Origin of the sequence: Streptomyces sp. NPDC079020 (assembly GCF_044542225.1) — a bacterium.
Lineage (GTDB): Bacteria > Actinomycetota > Actinomycetes > Streptomycetales > Streptomycetaceae > Streptomyces.
In genome coordinates this window covers 34,177-51,256 of record NZ_JBITUB010000013.1, presented here as the reverse complement: position 1 = coordinate 51,256, position 17,080 = coordinate 34,177, and the positions used below count along the sequence as shown (strand labels likewise).

At 69.4% G+C, this 17,080-nt stretch carries 14 protein-coding genes and 1 pseudogene; 7 read left to right on the top strand and 8 right to left on the bottom strand.

Features of this window, described 5'->3' with window-relative positions; all coding sequences use genetic code 11:
• Positions 1–288: 288 nt before the first annotated feature.
• Positions 289–1,113, bottom strand: a complete 825-nt coding sequence (locus tag ACIGJO_RS25715; protein WP_399961817.1) for an oxidoreductase — start codon at positions 1,111–1,113, stop codon at positions 289–291.
• Positions 1,114–1,215: 102 nt separating this feature from the next.
• On the opposite strand from ACIGJO_RS25715, the gene ACIGJO_RS25710 reads away from it, so the two are divergent.
• Positions 1,216–2,211 (top strand): ATP-binding protein, encoded by a 996-nt coding sequence (locus tag ACIGJO_RS25710; RefSeq protein WP_399961815.1) that lies wholly within the window; start codon positions 1,216–1,218, stop codon positions 2,209–2,211.
• Positions 2,212–2,259: 48 nt separating this feature from the next.
• Here ACIGJO_RS25710 and ACIGJO_RS25705 read toward each other — a convergent pair whose 3' ends face one another.
• Complete coding sequence (locus ACIGJO_RS25705; protein ID WP_399961813.1) at positions 2,260–3,711, bottom strand: hypothetical protein; 1,452 nt, start codon at positions 3,709–3,711, stop codon at positions 2,260–2,262.
• Between the two features lie 282 nt (positions 3,712–3,993).
• On the opposite strand from ACIGJO_RS25705, the gene ACIGJO_RS25700 reads away from it, so the two are divergent.
• The 6 genes from ACIGJO_RS25700 to ACIGJO_RS25675 all read left to right on the top strand — a co-directional run bounded on the left by ACIGJO_RS25700 (position 3,994) and on the right by ACIGJO_RS25675 (position 12,475).
• Complete coding sequence (locus ACIGJO_RS25700) at positions 3,994–6,771, top strand: SulP family inorganic anion transporter (RefSeq protein WP_399961811.1); 2,778 nt, start codon at positions 3,994–3,996, stop codon at positions 6,769–6,771.
• Positions 6,772–6,976: 205 nt separating this feature from the next.
• On the top strand, positions 6,977–8,974 hold the full coding sequence (gene acs, locus ACIGJO_RS25695; protein ID WP_399961809.1) for an acetate--CoA ligase: 1,998 nt from the start codon (positions 6,977–6,979) through the stop codon (positions 8,972–8,974).
• A gap of 232 nt (positions 8,975–9,206) precedes the next feature.
• A complete protein-coding gene (gene nhaA, locus ACIGJO_RS25690; protein ID WP_399961807.1) occupies positions 9,207–10,613 on the top strand; it encodes a Na+/H+ antiporter NhaA in 1,407 nt (468 codons plus the stop codon).
• Between the two features lie 39 nt (positions 10,614–10,652).
• Positions 10,653–11,183 carry a phage holin family protein gene (locus tag ACIGJO_RS25685; protein WP_399961804.1) on the top strand — a complete coding sequence of 177 codons (531 nt, stop codon included), beginning with the start codon at positions 10,653–10,655 and terminating at the stop codon, positions 11,181–11,183.
• Positions 11,180–12,154 carry an alpha/beta fold hydrolase gene (locus tag ACIGJO_RS25680; RefSeq protein ID WP_399961802.1) on the top strand — a complete coding sequence of 325 codons (975 nt, stop codon included), beginning with the start codon at positions 11,180–11,182 and terminating at the stop codon, positions 12,152–12,154. The genes ACIGJO_RS25685 and ACIGJO_RS25680 overlap by 4 nt, the downstream gene beginning before the upstream one ends.
• A gap of 105 nt (positions 12,155–12,259) precedes the next feature.
• Positions 12,260–12,475 (top strand): hypothetical protein, encoded by a 216-nt coding sequence (locus tag ACIGJO_RS25675; protein ID WP_399961800.1) that lies wholly within the window; start codon positions 12,260–12,262, stop codon positions 12,473–12,475.
• Positions 12,476–12,570: 95 nt separating this feature from the next.
• On the opposite strand, the gene ACIGJO_RS25670 is transcribed toward ACIGJO_RS25675, so the two are convergent.
• From ACIGJO_RS25670 to ACIGJO_RS25645, 6 genes and pseudogenes are all read right to left on the bottom strand, one after another.
• Positions 12,571–13,773 carry a MarP family serine protease gene (locus ACIGJO_RS25670; RefSeq protein ID WP_399961798.1) on the bottom strand — a complete coding sequence of 401 codons (1,203 nt, stop codon included), beginning with the start codon at positions 13,771–13,773 and terminating at the stop codon, positions 12,571–12,573.
• 90 nt (positions 13,774–13,863) lie between these two features.
• Positions 13,864–14,544, bottom strand: a complete 681-nt coding sequence (locus ACIGJO_RS25665; protein ID WP_399961796.1) for an NUDIX hydrolase — start codon at positions 14,542–14,544, stop codon at positions 13,864–13,866.
• Positions 14,545–14,731: 187 nt separating this feature from the next.
• Positions 14,732–15,562: an endonuclease III gene (nth, locus tag ACIGJO_RS25660; RefSeq protein ID WP_399961794.1), complete on the bottom strand. Its 831-nt coding sequence runs from the start codon at positions 15,560–15,562 to the stop codon at positions 14,732–14,734.
• A 355-nt stretch (positions 15,563–15,917) separates the two neighbouring features.
• Complete coding sequence (locus ACIGJO_RS25655) at positions 15,918–16,115, bottom strand: hypothetical protein (protein ID WP_381293651.1); 198 nt, start codon at positions 16,113–16,115, stop codon at positions 15,918–15,920.
• Positions 16,116–16,212: 97 nt separating this feature from the next.
• Positions 16,213–16,809, bottom strand: coding sequence for a DUF5753 domain-containing protein (locus tag ACIGJO_RS25650; RefSeq protein WP_399962086.1), 597 nt, complete (start codon positions 16,807–16,809; stop codon positions 16,213–16,215).
• Between the two features lie 54 nt (positions 16,810–16,863).
• A pseudogene (locus ACIGJO_RS25645) lies at positions 16,864–17,064 on the bottom strand (helix-turn-helix domain-containing protein); the annotation flags it as partial.
• Between the last annotated feature and the right edge of the window lie 16 nt (positions 17,065–17,080).

Genomic DNA, 17,080 nt, shown 5'->3' with positions numbered 1-17,080 from the left:
CCTTCCCCTGGTACAGGAGTACAAAGGACTCAACGGCCCGCGAGACCAGGGACATCCGAGAGGATCACCTTCACGCAGCAAGGCCCCACGGACCGAGCACGAAAACCGAGCACCCACGCGACGTCGACCCGTCGATTACGGGCCAGCCGCACCAGGTGACGGGCAAGGTTCCCGACCTGATGGGCATATTCCGAGGACGCTTGGTAACTGGGTGGACGTGCCAGCGGCGGTACCGGAGCCGGTACCGCCGCAACCCGTTCACCGCCCTTGGCGTCCGGCGCGCACGCCCTACGCGGCACCCCGCTGAAGCGCCTCGCACACCGCGGTCGACTCCCGCACTCCCAGCTCCACCGCGCGTCCGCAGTGGGCGATCCAGGCAGCCATGCCCTCGGGAGTCCCGCCCGTATAGCCCTCGAACGCCGCGACATAGGCCGCCCGCCCCTGCTCCGCGTGGCCCACTTCCGCCGGGCAGATGGACTTCGGGTCCAGCCCGCTGCCGATCAGGACGATCCGTTCCGCCGTCCGCGCGACCAGGCCGTTGCGGGAGCCGAAGGGACGCAGCGCGAGAAGTTCTCCGTGCACGACCGCCGCGGTCACCAGCGCCGGGGCGGCACTGCCCGCGATGATCAGCTGCGAGAGGCCTTCGAGCCGCCCGGCCACCTCCTCGGCACTCGGCAGCGGTGCCTCGATCAGCGGCTCGTCAACGGGTTCACCGGCCAGCCGCGGGCGTCCGACCGCGTCGTCGGGAGAAGCGCCACCGGCCGCCACCAGATGCAGTCGCGCAAGGACGCGCAGCGGTGACTGCCGCCAGATGGAGAGCAGTTGACCTGCTTCCGCCGTCAGCCGCAGCGCCGCTCCGACCGTGCGCGCCTGGTCCTCACCGCGGAAGTCGGTGCGCCGGCGCACCTCCTCCAGATTCCAGTCGGCACCGGCCAGCGCGGCGGAACCGCGCGAGCCGCGCAGCGCCGCTTCGGCGGTGACCTCGTTGCTGCGACGGCGCATCACACGATGGCCGTAGACCCGGTCCACGGCCTTGCGTACGGAGTCCACGGCGTCGGCGACCCCGGGCAGGGCACCGAGGGCGGCGAGCGGGTCTGAGGCAGTCGTACTCATAAGTAGCGAGGCTACGCGCCCCCTGCGCCCTTACCGCCTTGGAGTGGTCTTCTTCACGAATCCTGGCAGCGGTACGCGTTCATGCGGCTACCCTAGGTGAACATGAAGATCGCTTTCGTAGGGAAGGGCGGCAGCGGCAAGACCACGCTGTCCTCGCTCTTCATCCGCCACCTCGCCGCCAATGAAGCCCACGTCCTCGCAGTGGACGCCGACATCAACCAGCACCTCGGGGCCGCGCTGGGCCTGAACGAGGAAGAGGCCTCCGCGCTGCCCGCGATGGGTGCGCAACTGCCTCTGATCAAGGACTATCTGCGGGGCAGCAACCCCCGTATCGCCTCCGCCGAGACGATGATCAAGACAACGCCGCCCGGCGAGGGATCGCGGCTGCTGCGCGTGTGCGAGGACAACCCCGTCTACGACGCGTGCGCGCGCACGGTCCGGCTCGACGACGGGGAGATCCGGCTCATGGCCACCGGCCCGTTCACCGAGTCCGACCTCGGTGTGGCCTGCTACCACTCCAAGGTCGGGGCGGTCGAGCTCTGCCTCAACCACCTGGTCGACGGCCCCGACGAATACGTCGTGGTCGACATGACCGCGGGGTCGGACTCGTTCGCCTCCGGGATGTTCACCCGCTTCGACATGACGTTCCTGATCGCGGAGCCGACCCGGAAGGGGGTGTCGGTGTACCGCCAGTACAAGGAGTACGCAAGGGACTTCGGCATCGCTCTGAAGGTCATTGGCAACAAGGTGCAGGGGCAGGACGACCTCAACTTCCTGCGCGCGGAGGTCGGCGACGACCTGCTCGTCGGGGTGGGCCAGTCCGACTGGGTCCGGGCGATGGAGAAGGGCCGCCCGTCGCGGTTCGACCTGCTGGAGGCGGACAACCGGATGGCTCTGCAGGCCCTCCAGGACGCCGCGGAGGACTCGTACGAACTGCGGGACTGGGAGCGTTACACGCGCCAGATGGTGCACTTCCATCTGAAGAACGCGGAGAGCTGGGGCAACGAGAAGACGGGCGCCGACCTGGCCGCCCAGGTCGACCCCGCCTTCGTGCTCGACGAACGGTGCGCGGAGGCGGGGGTCACCGCACCCGCGTAGCCGCCCGGCCGGCCGGCCGGGGCGACCCGACCGGTCCGGCATCCCGGACTATTCGGCGGCGTGGTCCTCCGCTTCCGCGGGGGCGGCCTTCACTTCGCCGCCCTTCTCCGCGGACTCATCGCCCTCGCTCCTACCGGAGCCCTTCTCGACGCCCCTGTCGGTGCCCTTCTCGGCGCCCTTCTCGGCGCCCTCCTCGGTGCCCTTCTCGGCGCTCTTCTCGGCGCCCTTGTCAGCAGGCTTTCCCGCCGCTGCCGGGGCGGTGAGGTAGGACGTCCAGCCACCCTTCGGCGCCTGGCCGACGCCGAGGGTGGTCAGCTTGGCCAGCGTGGCCGGGTCCTGCGCGTCGAGCCAGTCGGCGAGCTGCCGGAAGGACACGCAGCGCACGTCCTTCTGGGTACAGACGGTCTTCACCGTCTCCTCGATGGCACGCATGTACGTGCCACCGTTCCAGGACTCGAAGTGGTTGCCGATGATCAGCGGCGCACGGTTGCCGTTGTACGAGCGGTCGAAGGCCTGGAGCAGGCCGTCGCGCATCTGGTTGCCCCAGTACTCGTGCTGGTCGGGGTCGCCCTGCGTCGTGCCGGACTGGTTGAACATGAAGTTGTAGTCCATCGAGAGGGTCTCGAAGGCGCGGCCGGGCACCGGGACGAGCTGGAGCGGCAGGTCCCAGATGCCGCCTTTCTTCTCGGGCCAGACCTGATTGCCGACACCGCTGGAGTCGTACCGGAAACCCATCGTCCGGGCCGCGGCGACCATGTTCTTCTGCCCTTCGAGGCAGGGGGTGCGTCCGCCGACGAGTTCCTTGTCGTAGTCGAAGGGCAGCGGTGCCTCGGCCTTGAGTTCCGGGGTATTGGTCTTCCACCCCTTGACGAAGGACTTGGCCTGGGCGATCTCGCTCTTCCACTCCTCGACGGACCAGGTCCCGACCCCGCCGTCCTTGCCGCAGAAGTGACCGTTGAAGTGGGTGCCGATCTCATTGCCGTCCTGCCACGCGGCGCGCAGTTCGGTGAGGGTGTCGCGGATGCCCTGGGTGTCGTTGAAGCCGATGTCCGAGCGGCCCGCCGAATGCTTGGGCGGGTCGTAGAGGGCCTTCTTCTCCTCGGGCAGCAGGTACACGCCGCTGAGGAAGTAGGTCATGTTGGCGTTGTATTTCTTGGCGACACCGCGGAAGTGCGAGAAGAGCTTCTGACTGTCCTCCCCCGCTCCGTCCCAGGAGAACACCACGAACTGCGGAGGCTTCTGGCCGGGCGCGAGACGCTTGGCCGCCGGCAGCTTCGGCTGGACGCCGGTGAAGGCGGTCGAGCCGTCCCCGATGAGCTTCACCGCGTTCCTGGGGGCGGCCGGGCCGTTCTGCTCGGCCTCCTTCGCCTTCTTCTCGGCGCCCGCTCCGGACGCCCGGGAGCCGCTGTCACCGGATTCCGCGCCGGAGCAGCCCGCCAGACCCGTGATCAGTGCCATGGCCATGGCGCCAAAGGCCATCCTCTTCGTGGCGGCCATCATCCGCCCACCCTCTTCCTTGCAGGTTGTTTGCGCTGAAGTGCCGACGGCGCCGCCAAATTCGCACGCAGCCCTGCAATCGCCTCGCGACAGGCCGTATGAAAAGACGCTTATTCACTTGAATGGGTGGTTCGATGGCCCATTTGCCCGAAATGTGAGACGCGTAACTTTACTCTCCATTACGATTCGTTTACTGAGAGTTGAGAAATCCCGCCGCTGCACGCCGTGACCCACGGCCGCGTCCCCCACACCCCGCGACCGCGCTGCCCCGGAGGAGACGGGAACATGTCTGCCTGCGTCCCCACACGTCATGAACGCACCCCTCGCAGTTCGCGCCCTCCCCGCGCCTCGGGAGTCAAGCGCCCACACAGCCCGCCACCCGGCGGGCGCCGCTTCCGTATCGCGGGCGCCGATGTGTCCGCATCGATCACGGTGTTCCTCATCGCCGTCCCGATGTCCCTCGGCCTCGCCGTCGCCATGGACGCCCCGCTGGCGGCCGGCCTGGTCTCCGCGGCCATCGGCGGCATCGTGGCCGGGCTCCTCGGCGGAACACCCCTCCAGGTCAGCGGCCCGTCCGCCGGACTGACCGTGGTCACGGCCGAGTTGATCCAGATCTACGGCTGGCGCACCACCTGCGCCATCACCATCGGTGCCGGACTTCTGCAGATCCTTCTGGGCTCGCTGCGCGCGGCCCGCAGTGCGCTCGCCGTCAGCCCCGCCATCGTGCACGGCACTCTCGCCGGTATCGGCGTGGCCATCGCCCTCGCCCAGCTGCACATCGTGCTCGGCGGTTCACCGCAGAGCTCCGCCATGGACAACGCCCGGGCCCTGCCGGACCAGTTGGCCCGCTTCAGCCCGGCCGCCCCGCTGATCGGCGCGCTCACCATCACCGTCCTGGTGCTGTGGCCACGGCTGCCGGGCCGCGCCGGGAGAGCGGTACGGAGAATTCCGGCCGCGCTCGCCTCGGTGGCCCTCGCGACCGCGGTAGCCGCCCTCGCGACGCCCGGGATCGCCCGGGTCGACCTGCCGTCGTGGCGCTCGCACGCCCTGCCCGAGCTGCCGCAGGGTCCCGTACTGGCCCTGGCCACCGCGGCGTTCACGGTGATGCTGGTGGCCAGCCTGGAATCGCTGCTCGCCGCGGTGGCCGTGGACAAGCTGACCGCGGACCGCGCGGCGATCCGGACCGACCACGCGGCCGACCGGACGCCCCCGGCATCCTCGACGCCCCCGGCTCCTGCGGTACCGCCGTCCCCGCCCTCCGCCCCCGCGAACGGACAGGCACCCGACCGGCCGGCCGGTCCTTCCGCCTCCCCTCCGTCCGCGCGGAGCACCGGCCGGCCACCCGCCCAGGACGCCGGACAGCTTCCGGCTCTCCTCCAACGCTCGGACCTCGACCGCGAGTTGCGCGCTCAGGGCATCGCCAACGCCCTGGCCGGGCTGCTGGGTGGACTTCCGGTGTCCGGGGGTGCGGTGCGCAGTTCGGCCAACGTACGGGCGGGGGCGACCGGCCGGGCCTCCACCGTCCTGCACGGCGTCTGGGTCCTGCTCGCGGCGGTGCTGCTGGTGACGGTGCTCGAATGGATCCCGCTGGCCGCGCTCGCCGCGCTGGTGATGGTGGTCGGCATCCAGATGGTGAGCTTCGCCCATATCCGTAATGTCCACAGACACCGGGAGTTCCTGGTGTACGGCGCGACGATCACCGGAGTGATCGCCTTCGGCGTGCTGAAGGGCGTGACGATCGGCATCACCGTGGCCGTGGCCGTGGCGCTGCACCGGCTGGCCCGCACCCGGGTCACCGTGAGCGAGCAGGGCGAGCGGTATCTGGTGACCATCCGCGGCCAGCTGACCTTCCTGGCCGTTCCACGGCTCAGCCGGACCCTCGGCCAGCTTCCGCCCGGGGTGGACGCGATCGTCGAACTCGACGGGTTCTTCATGGACCACGCGGCCTACGAGAGCATCCAGGACTGGCGCACCACGCAGCTCGCCCAGGGCGCCCGGATCTCCTTCACCGGCAGGTCGGGCGGCCGCATCGCCGAGCCCGCCTCGGCGGCGCACTCCTGCTGCCGCCCCTGGACCCCGTGGCGCAACCACCACTGCCACGGAAACCCCACAGGCCCCACCACCGCCGCCAACACGCTCCACGACACCGGCAGCGCCGTCGGCACCGCCTCCCCTTCCCACGCCGGTTCCGACTCCGGCTCGGGACCGGGCCCGCACGGCGGCACGGCCGGGACAGAAGGCACCGGCACCAACAGCGGCCTCGGCGGCTCCGCGGGCATGTCACGCCCGACCGGGGCCCATCGCCTGCTCAGCGGCCTCAGTTCGTTCCAGCGCAATACGGCACCGCTGGTGCGGGAGGAGCTGGCCAGACTCGCCACCGAGGGGCAGCGGCCCTCCCAGCTCTTCATCACCTGCGCCGACTCCCGCCTCGTCACCAGCATGATCACGTCCAGCGGCCCGGGTGACCTCTTCACCGTGCGCAACGTCGGCAATCTGGTGCCCACGCCGGACACCGAGTCCCCGGCGGGCGGGGACGATTCCGTGGCCGCGGCGATCGAGTACGCGGTGGACGTGCTCAGGGTCGAGTCCATCACCGTCTGCGGGCACTCCGGCTGCGGAGCCATGCAGGCGCTGCTCGGCGCCGATCCCGGCACACCCAGGACGACGCCCCTGTGGCGCTGGCTGCGACACGGGCTGCCGAGCCTGGAGCGGATGGCGTCCCGCCACCACTCCTGGGCGCGGATCTCCGGCCGGCTGCCCACCGACGCGGTGGAGCAGCTCTGTCTCACCAATGTGGTCCAGCAGTTGGAGCATCTGCGGGCGCACGAGGCGGTGGCACGGCGGCTCGCGGAAGGCACGCTCCAGCTGCACGGGATGTACTTCCACGTGGGCGAGGCGCAGGCGTATCTGCTGACCGAGGAGTCCAGTTCCGGTACGGAGCCCCATGAGGTCTTCGACCGGGTCGGGTCCGGCGCGGATCCTGACGCGCGGGACGACGGCACAGACCACGCGCTGTTCACCGGCCCTTCCGGTCCGGGCGAGTTGGAACGTACCCGCGTCTGAACCGGCCACACCCTCTGAACCGGACACACCCCAGTTCCGTGAGATCTTGTGATCCCGTTCCGCAGGCGCCATGCCTGCGTGCGGTGCCCCGTGGCACTGTGCGACGACATGCGTGCGGAGCGGGATCGTGCCTCCATACACGAAGACACAGGTCTAAACCAATTCCCGGCAGACACTTGTCACCTGGCCCCCGGCCTGATGAGCTATGCCCCGGGACACAACGGACACCCTGGGACTGGGAGAAGTCGTGAGCAACGAAAGCCTGGCCAACCTGCTTCGGGAAGAGCGGAAATTCGCGCCGCCTGCCGAACTGGCCGCCAACGCCAACGTCACAGCGCAGGCGTACGAGCAGGCCGAAGCGGACCGGCTGGGCTTCTGGGCCGAGCAGGCCCGTCGCCTGACCTGGGCCACGGAGCCGGCCGAGACGCTCGACTGGAGCAACCCGCCCTTCGCGAAGTGGTTCGCGGACGGCAAGCTCAACGTCGCGTACAACTGCGTGGACCGCCATGTCGAGGCGGGCAACGGCGACCGGGTCGCCATCCACTTCGAGGGTGAGCCCGGCGACAGCCGCGCCATCACCTACGCGGAGCTCAAGGACGAGGTGTCCCGCGCCGCCAACGCCCTCATCGAACTCGGTGTCGGCACGGGCGACCGGGTCGCCGTGTATCTGCCGATGATCCCCGAGGCCGCGATCGCGATGCTGGCCTGTGCCCGCATCGGCGCCGCCCACTCCGTGGTCTTCGGCGGCTTCTCGGCCGACGCCATCGCCGCGCGCATCCAGGACGCGGACGCCAAGGTCGTCATCACCGCGGACGGCGGTTTCCGCCGTGGCAAGCCCTCCGCGCTCAAGCCCGCGGTCGACGACGCCGTCTCCCGTATCGAGAGCGTCGAGCACGTCCTCGTGGTCCGCCGCACCGGCCAGGACACCGCGTGGACCGAGGGACGCGACGTCTGGTGGCACGAGATCACCGGCCGGCAGTCCGCCGAGCACACCCCCGAGGCCTTCGAGGCGGAGCAGCCGCTCTTCATCCTCTACACCTCCGGCACCACGGGTAAGCCGAAGGGCATCCTGCACACCTCCGGCGGCTACCTCACCCAGGCGGCGTACACCCACAACGCGGTCTTCGACCTCAAGCCGGAGACCGATGTCTACTGGTGCACCGCCGACATCGGCTGGGTGACCGGACACTCGTACATCGTCTACGGGCCGCTGGCCAACGGCGCCACCCAGGTCATGTACGAGGGCACGCCCGACTCCCCCCACCAGGGGCGTTTCTGGGAGATCGTGCAGAAGTACGGCGTCACGATCCTCTACACCGCGCCGACCGCGATCCGTACGTTCATGAAGTGGGGCGACGACATCCCCGCCAAGTTCGACCTGTCGTCGCTGCGCGTCCTCGGTTCGGTCGGTGAGCCGATCAACCCCGAGGCGTGGATGTGGTACCGCAAGCACATCGGCGCCGACAAGTGCCCGATCGTGGACACCTGGTGGCAGACCGAGACCGGCGCGATGATGATCTCGCCGCTGCCCGGCGTGACGGAGACCAAGCCGGGAAGCGCCCAGCGCGCGCTGCCGGGCATCTCCGCCACGGTCGTCGACGACGAGGCCCGCGAGGTGCCCGACGGCGGGGGCGGCTATCTCGTCCTCACCGAGCCGTGGCCGTCGATGCTCCGCACCATCTGGGGCGACGACCAGCGCTTCATCGACACCTACTGGTCGCGCTTCGAGGGCAAGTACTTCGCGGGCGACGGTGCGAAGAAGGACGAGGACGGCGACATCTGGCTGCTGGGCCGGGTCGACGACGTCATGCTCGTTTCGGGGCACAACATCTCGACCACCGAGGTCGAATCGGCGCTCGTGTCGCACCCGTCGGTCGCCGAGGCCGCCGTGGTCGGCGCGGCCGACGAGACGACGGGCCAGGCGATCGTCGCGTTCGTGATCCTGCGCGGTACGGCGACCGCCTCCGACGAGCTGGTCGTGGACCTGCGCAACCACGTCGGCGCGACGCTCGGCCCGATCGCCAAGCCCAAGCGGGTCCTGCCGGTCGCCGAACTCCCCAAGACCCGCTCGGGCAAGATCATGCGCCGCCTGCTGCGCGACGTCGCCGAGAACCGTGAGGTGGGGGACGTCACCACGCTCAGCGACTCCTCGGTGATGGACCTGATCCAGACCCAGCTGCCGTCCGCGTCCTCCGAGGACTGACGGCCCGGCCGCCGCGGCGGTACGTACGACCCCGATGGGCACCCGGCGACGCGCCGGGTGCCCATCGGGCATTTAGGGTCGGAAGCGCTGGATACGGCTCCCGGCCGCCCAGGTACAGTGGTCGCTGCGTCAATAACGTAATAAGAAATCTCCCAAGGGTGTGCCGGGAAGTCTGGTCGGCAAGTGCATCAGCCATGCCATCGCTGCCGTACCGACCCGGAGGTCCCCACTCGTGGCCGCGCCCGCCCCCGCACCGCCCTCGCCCCGCCGCACCCTGTTCGGACGCCTGTCCCTGCCCGAGCGGAACTTTGTGGCGGAGGCGCTGCGTGCCGAGACGGTCGGCGGAGTCATCCTGCTGGTCGCCGCGGTCGCGGCACTGGTCTGGGCGAACACCTTCCAGTCCAGCTACCGGACGATCAGCGACTTCCATCTCGGCCCCGGGTCGCTGGGCCTGAACCTCTCCGTGGCGCACTGGGCGGCCGACGGGCTGCTCGCCGTCTTCTTCTTCGTCGCGGGCGTCGAACTCAAGCGTGAACTGGTCGCGGGCGAACTCCGTGACCCCAAGGCCGCCGCCCTCCCGGTCGTCGCGGCGCTGTGCGGCATGATCGTGCCCGCGCTGGTCTACTTCCTCACCACGACTCTCGGCGGTGGGTCCACGGACGGCTGGGCCGTCCCCACGGCCACCGACATCGCCTTCGCGCTCGCCGTCCTCGCCGTCATCGGCACCTCGCTGCCATCCGCCCTGCGCGCGTTCCTGCTCACCCTCGCCGTCGTCGACGACCTCTTCGCGATCCTGATCATCGCGGTCTTCTTCACCGACAGCATCGACTTCATGGCGCTCGGCGGGGCCTTCGCCGGTCTCGTCGTCTTCTACCTACTGATCCGCAAGGGGATCCGGGGCTGGTACATCTACATACCGCTGGCCCTGGTCATCTGGGGTCTGATGTACAACAGCGGCATCCACGCCACCATCGCCGGTGTCGCCATGGGCCTGATGCTGCGCTGCACCAAGCGCGAGGGCGAGAAGCAATCGCCCGGTGAGCGCATCGAACATCTGGTCCGCCCGCTGTCGGCCGGGCTCGCCGTGCCCCTGTTCGCGCTCTTCTCGGCCGGGGTCTCCCTCAAGGGTGACGCGCTCGCCGGGGTCTTCACCCGTCCGGAGACGCTCGGAGTCGTACTCGGACTGGTTCTGGGCAAGACCATCGGCATCTTCGGCGGCACCTGGCTCGCGACCCGCTTCACCAGGGCGGAGCTGAACAAGGATCTGGCCTGGGCGGATGTCTTCGCGGTCGCCTCGCTCGCCGGAATCGGCTTCACCGTCTCCCTGCTCATCGGCGAACTCGCCTTCGAGGGCGACGCGGAAACGGTCAACGAGATCAAGGCCGCCGTACTGATCGGCTCCCTGATAGCGGCCGTGTTCTCCGGTGTACTGCTCAAACTGCGGGTACGCAGATACCGGGCCCTGTACGAGGCGGAGGAGCTCGACGAGGACGAGTCGGGTGTGCCCGACATCTACGAACAGGACGACCCGGAGTACCACCTGCGGATGGCCGTGATCCACGAGCGGAAGGCGGCCGAGCACCGCCGTCTGGCCGAACTGGCGGGGGCAGCGCGCAACAAGCCGGACAGTCCGGCATGATCTGACATCGGATGTGTCGAAGAGAAGAGGGAGTCAGGGATGAGCGACCCCGGCAACTACGTGGGCAGCGCGGACCGCAGTCTCGGACAGCTGGTCGCCTCGGCGACGGCCGAGATGTCCGCGCTGGTGCACGATGAGATCGCCCTGGCCAAGGCCGAGGTACGGCAGGACGTCAGGCGCGGCGTCGTCGGCAGTGTGGCGTTCATCGTGGCGGGCGTGCTGATCCTGTTCGCACTGCCCGTGCTGAGCTTCGCGGCCGCGTACGGGATCCACAATCTGGGGCTCGGCCTCGCCTGGTCGTTCCTGATCGTCGGCGGCGCGTTCATTCTTCTGGCGGCACTGCTCGCGCTGATCGCCATCGCCAAGTTCAAGAAGGTCAAGCCGCCGGAGAAGTCCATCGCCTCGGCCAAGCAGACCGCCGCCGTGCTCCAGAGCGTCAAGCCGCACCCCCGGCCGGCCGTCGGGGCCGACGAGATCCTCCGGGCCTCCGGCAGCACCCTGTCGGACAAGGCCATCGAGAACCGTCCGGGTAAGGACAAGGCCGCCGCTGTGGCACGCTCGTCCACATGACGGTCCCCGATTCCAGCCCATTCGGTCCGGCAGGCTCGATGAGTCCGGCCGGTGCCGGCAGTCCGGTACGCCTCGACGGCCCCTGGACCCACCGCGACGTGGCGGCCAACGGCGCGCGCTTCCACATCGCGGAAATGGGTGACGGGCCGCTGGTGCTGCTGTTGCACGGCTTCCCGCAGTTCTGGTGGACATGGCGCCACCAGCTGACCGCACTCGCCGACGCCGGTTTCCGTGCAGTGGCCATGGATCTTCGCGGAGTGGGCGGCAGCGACCGTACGCCCCGGGGTTACGACCCCGCCAACCTGGCGCTCGATGTCACCGGCGTCATCCGCTCGCTCGGCGAGCCCGACGCCGCACTGGTCGGCCACGACATGGGCGGCTATCTCGCCTGGACCGCCGCGGTGATGCGGCCGAAGCTGGTGCGGCGGCTCGTGGTGTCCTCGATGCCGCATCCGCGCCGCTGGCGCTCCGCGATGCTCTCCGACTTCTCGCAGTCCCGGGCGGGCTCGTACATCTGGGGCTTCCAGCGACCGTGGCTGCCGGAGCGTCAGCTCGTCGCCGACGACGCCGCCCTGGTGGGCCGTCTGATCCGGGACTGGTCGGGACCGCGGACCGCGGACTTCCCCGACGACGAGACCGTGGACGTCTACCGGCGTGCCATGTGCATTCCGTCCACGGCGCACTGCTCGATCGAGCCGTACCGCTGGATGGTGCGCTCCCTCGCGCGACCGGACGGTGTCCAGTTCAACCGGCGGATGAAGCGGCCGGTACGCGTGCCGACACTGCACCTGCACGGGTCACTCGATCCGGCGGTCCGGACGCGCAGTTCCGCAGGGTCGGGCGAGTACGTCGAAGCGCCCTACCGGTGGCGACTTTTCGACGGTCTCGGGCACTTCCCCCACGAAGAGGATCCGGTCGGCTTCTCGACCGAACTCATCAACTGGCTCAAGGATCCTGAACCTGACCGGTAGTCCGGGCGCACAGGTGAGCGACGCATGGCCAATTGCCTGCCGCATAGGCCAATTGGCTGACTCCCACACGATTACCGACCTTGGGTCACGGGCAGACGTCGGGGTATGGGCTGGACGCACGACTTCACTGACGAAGCACGCAACCGCCGCTCCACCGCGACAGCCGGTGTGGGCACTCACGAGGGGGGCGGCCCCCAGGGCCGGCTGCACGACACGCATGACGTTCATCATCCCCACACCCGTGCCAGGCTCGGGATTCCGCGCATTCTCCGCCGCCGTGCCCGCTGGGTCTCGGCGCGGCTGCGGCACCCCCGCAACTGAACGCGAGGACTCCGCGACGCCTTCACCCGCCGCCTGACCGGCAGGACCGGAGCTGATCGGACGGCTGCCGGCCGGCCGGCAGCGGCGGCCAGGACTCAGAGCGCGCAGCCCTGGCTGTCGACCTGCTGGTTGGCGGTACGGCCGTGGTCGATGTCCTCGCGGATCTCGTCCGCCGTCAGCGCGTAGCCGGTGTCCGGGTCATCGAGGGACTTGGCGAACACCACTCCGTACACCTCGCCTTCCGGAGTGAGCAGCGGTCCGCCGGAGTTGCCCTGGCGCACGGTCGCGTACAGCGAGTACACATCGCGGCGCACGGTGCCCCGGTGGTAGATGTCCGGGCCGTCGGCGTCGATGCGGCCGCGTACGCGCGCCGAGCGCACGTCGTACCCCCCGTTCTCCGGGAAGCCGGCCACGATGGCGCTGTCACCCGTCTCCGCGTCGTCGGTGCCGGTGAACCTGAGCGGCTTGGCCGTGAGATCCGGGACGTCCAGTACGGCGATGTCGCGCTCCCAGTCGTAGAGGACGACCTTCGCGTCGTACAGCCGCCCCTCGCCGCCGATCTGGACGGTCGGCTCGTCGACGCCGCCCACGACATGGGCGTTGGTCATCACTCGGCGGGGGGAGAAGACGAAGCCGGTGCCTTCGAGGGCCTTGCCGCAGCTGGGCGCCATGCCCATGACCTTGACGATCGACTTCTTGGCGCGTGCCGCGACGGGGCTGCCGGCCAGGGCCGGGTCCGGGGCCTTGACCTCGGTGATCGGTTCGTTGGCGAAGGGGCTGAAGACCTGCGGGAAGCCGTTCTGCGCGAGGACCGAGGAGAAGTCCGTGAACCAGGTGGAGGCCTGCTTGGGCATCACCCGGGAGACGCCGAGCAGGACCGAGGAGCTGCGGACCTCCTTGCCCAGGGTCGGCAGCGACGTACCTGCGAGCGCCGACCCGATCAGCCACGCGACCAGCAGCATCGCCACCACATTGACCAGGGCGCCTCCGGTGGCATCCAGGGCGCGCGCGGGCGACCATGTGATGAACCGTCGGAGTTTGTTGCCCAGGTGGGTGGTGAAGGCCTGGCCGATCGAGGCGCACACGATCACGACGACGACCGCGACGATGGCAGCCGTCGAGGAGACCTCGGACCCGTCGGTCGCCCGGTCCCAGATGAGCGGCAGCAGATAGACGGCGACAAGTCCGCCGCCCAGAAAGCCGATCACCGAAAGAATGCCGACGACGAAACCCTGGCGGTAGCCGATGACCGCGAACCACACGGCACCGACCAGCAGCAGGATGTCCAGCACGTTCACCGTCTATTGCCTCGCAGATTCGTCACCTGGCCCGTCCGTACGACGGGGTCCGGGCCGGGCCCGGAACAGCGCAGCAGGGAAGTCAGCCTGTCATGCGCGCCAGTCGAGCGGCACCTGCCTGGTCCGGTCCCACGGGCGCTCCCACCCGGCGTAGTGCAGGATGCGGTCGATCACTCCGGCCGTGAAACCCCAGACCAGGGCGGATTCGACCAGAAACGCGGGCCCCCGGTGACCGCTCGGATGCACGGCCGTCGCCCGGTTGGCCGGGTCCGTGAGATCCGCCACGGGAACGGTGAACACGCGGGCGGTCTCGGCCGGGTCGACCACCGCCACCGGGCTCGGCTCCCGCCACCAGCCGAGGACGGGCGTCACGACGAAGCTGCTGACCGGAATGTACAGCCGGGGCAGCACGCCGAAGAGCTGCACACCCCGCGGATCGAGCCCCGTCTCCTCCTCGGCCTCCCGCAGCGCGGCTCTGAGCGGCCCGGTCGTCGCCTGGTCGCCGTCCTCCGGGTCCAGGGCGCCTCCGGGGAAGGACGGCTGCCCGGCGTGGGAGCGCAGCGAGCCGGAGCGCTCCATCAGGAGCAGCTCGGGACCGCGCGCCCCGTCGCCGAAGAGGACCAGGACGGCGGACTGCCGGCCCGCGCCGTTCTCGGGCGGCAGGAAGCGGCTGAGCTGTTGCGGGCGCACGGTGCGCGCGGCCCTCGCGACGGGGGCCAGCCAGTCGGGCAGACCGTCGCCGGTGACGGCCATCGCGCTGTCCGGGATCATGGCGGCGGCGGATGGCGCACCCGGTGGGTGCGGCGCCCCGGGCTGGGCGTGCGGCACCCCAGTCTGTGGTGCATGCGTCGAGCTCTGTGCGTGCGTCATGGGCACCCCCGTCGCTTTACAACGCCTGTCGTCGGCCATTTCGTTCCGAGCCATTCCGTGCGGTGGGGGCTTTCCCGTGGCCGTTCCCTCATTCGGCTCCCAGTGCCGGTGCGGGCTTGCCCGGATAGTCCGGGGGCGGGCTGAGCCGCTGGCCCGGATAGCCGCCCATCTCGTACTTCAGGAGCTTCCTGGCCTTCTCCGGATCCGTCTCGCCCTCACCGTACGAGGGGCAGAGCGGGGCGATCGGGCAGGCGCCGCAGGCGGGTTTCCGGGCATGACAGATCCGGCGGCCGTGAAACACCACGCGGTGCGAGAGCATCGTCCACTCGCTCTTGGGGAAGATCGCGGCCACATCCGCCTCGACCTTCACCGGGTCCTCCTCGGTGGTCCACTTCCAGCGGCGCACCAGCCGTCCGAAGTGGGTGTCGACCGTGATGCCGGGAACACCGAAGGGGGTGTGCACATTAGCACCATGATCAGGATCACCCGCCCGGCTTGCCTCGCAGGCGCACGCGTTGCCGGTCACGACGAACGCTGTCTTACGCCCGACACCTGGGAGTTTCACCAGGTCAGCGAGGGTGCGCGGCACCATGCCGTCATGGTCGGCCACGAGGGCAGCAGCCATGCGCGTGATGCTCCGAGTCTTCGCACGGAAGAACCCCGTAGGCCGGATCAGCGCCTCTACGTCGTCCACCTCGGCCCCTGCCAGATCGGCCGGGCGGGGGTACTTCGCGAACAGCGCCGGGGTTACCTGGTTCACCCGTAGGTCTGTGGTCTGCGCGCTGAGCACCGTTGCAACCAACAGTTGCCAGGCATTCACAAAGTCGAGTTCGCAATGGGCATACGGGTACGTCTCGGCAAGTACGCGGTTGATCTTTCGCGCCCGCCGGACCATCGCTAGCCGGGTCTCTTCCGCCATGCTGGCCAGCGTACGGGCCCCGTCCGCACGCTACGGGGGAAGCACGCGAACGGGGCCGAGCAACCGGCGCGCCGCACCATCGGCGGAACACGACGTGCCGGGGTCCAGGGGCTCACCATCGGATGCGCTCGGCATCCCCGCCGACACACGTAGGACAAGGCCGCTTGAACGTCCAGGAGCACAGCGCGCACCCGGCGAACCCACAGCAGCCGTCGCACCAGATAGCGCGGTGTCCGGCGCACGTCCCGCAGTACGACGTAGGCCGGTCGTCCGGGGGCGGAGCCGGAGCCGGAGCCGGGATGGCGGTCCGCTTCCGCTGTGGCTTGGTACGGGGCCTCTCAGGGGCCGTCGTCACCTAGTGCCCCTCGGGGTGCCGCCGCATGTAGACGTTGCAGTCGGACACCGTGGTCAGGTCGCCACCCGTCCGCGCACGGTCCCGGACGTTGGCCAGCTCCCGGCAACCGGCGCAACCGTCTACGGGAGTCGGCTCCAACTCGCTGAGTCTCGGGGGGAGTTCAAGCGGTGCGGTGCTGTACCTCGTCGGCTCGGTCATGCCCGGCCCACCCCTTCGCAGTCGTCCGTATGACGACGACGCTAGGGAGGCAGCGACCCCACTTCCTAGTGAGTTCTACGTTGTTGCACGCGACTTCTCACCGCAGCGCATCCAGAGCAGCCGCCACCAACGCGCGGGCCTCCGCGCCGTAAACGGTCAGCTCCTGAAGATCGCCCCACGCCTTGACGTACATGCCCACTTCACCCGGCGCAGTGAGTGTCACCTGAGCCGTCAGCAATTCCACATGCACGCGCTGATCGTCGAAGATGTCGAAAGTCTCTAGCGTCCACATGTGCCGCTCACGCGCTGCAAACGGGATGATCCCCAGAGAGACAGCGGGAAGGGACATGACCGATAGCAGGTGCCCCAACTGACCGGCCATCGCCTCGGAGTCGCCCACCTGGTAGCGCAATACGGCTTCCTCGACCAACAGCGCGAAACGGTGCGTTCCCTCGTGCAGCACGCGGGCACGGTCCATGCGGGCGTCCACGGCTTCCGCTGTGTCGTTAGGGGTGCCGTGGAACCGGCTAATGGACGAGAGCAGCGCGGCGGCGTATGCGGGCGTCTGGAAGAGTCCCGGCACCACGTGCGAGGCGTAGCCCCGGTGCAGCTTCGTGCGCTGGTACAGCGGGATGCGGGCCTCTTGCAGCCGACGCAAGCCGGTGCGCTGTAGTCGCTTCCACTCCAAATACATGGAGTCCGCCGTACGCGATGCGGCCACTATGTCGGCCGCCAGATCACCCGCCCCGCAGGCGGTACACCATGCGCGGATATCAGCGTCAGACGGAGGCGTCCGGGCACTCTCAATGCGGGAAGTCTTGGACTTGTGCCAGCCGCAGCGAGAGGCCAGCTCATGCCCCTTCAAGCCAGCGTCTAGACGCGCTTCACGGAGCCGTGCCGCGACAGCTTTTCGGGCGCTCTCGACACTCGATGATTGGTACTGGGGCATGAGCTAACTTGCCGCT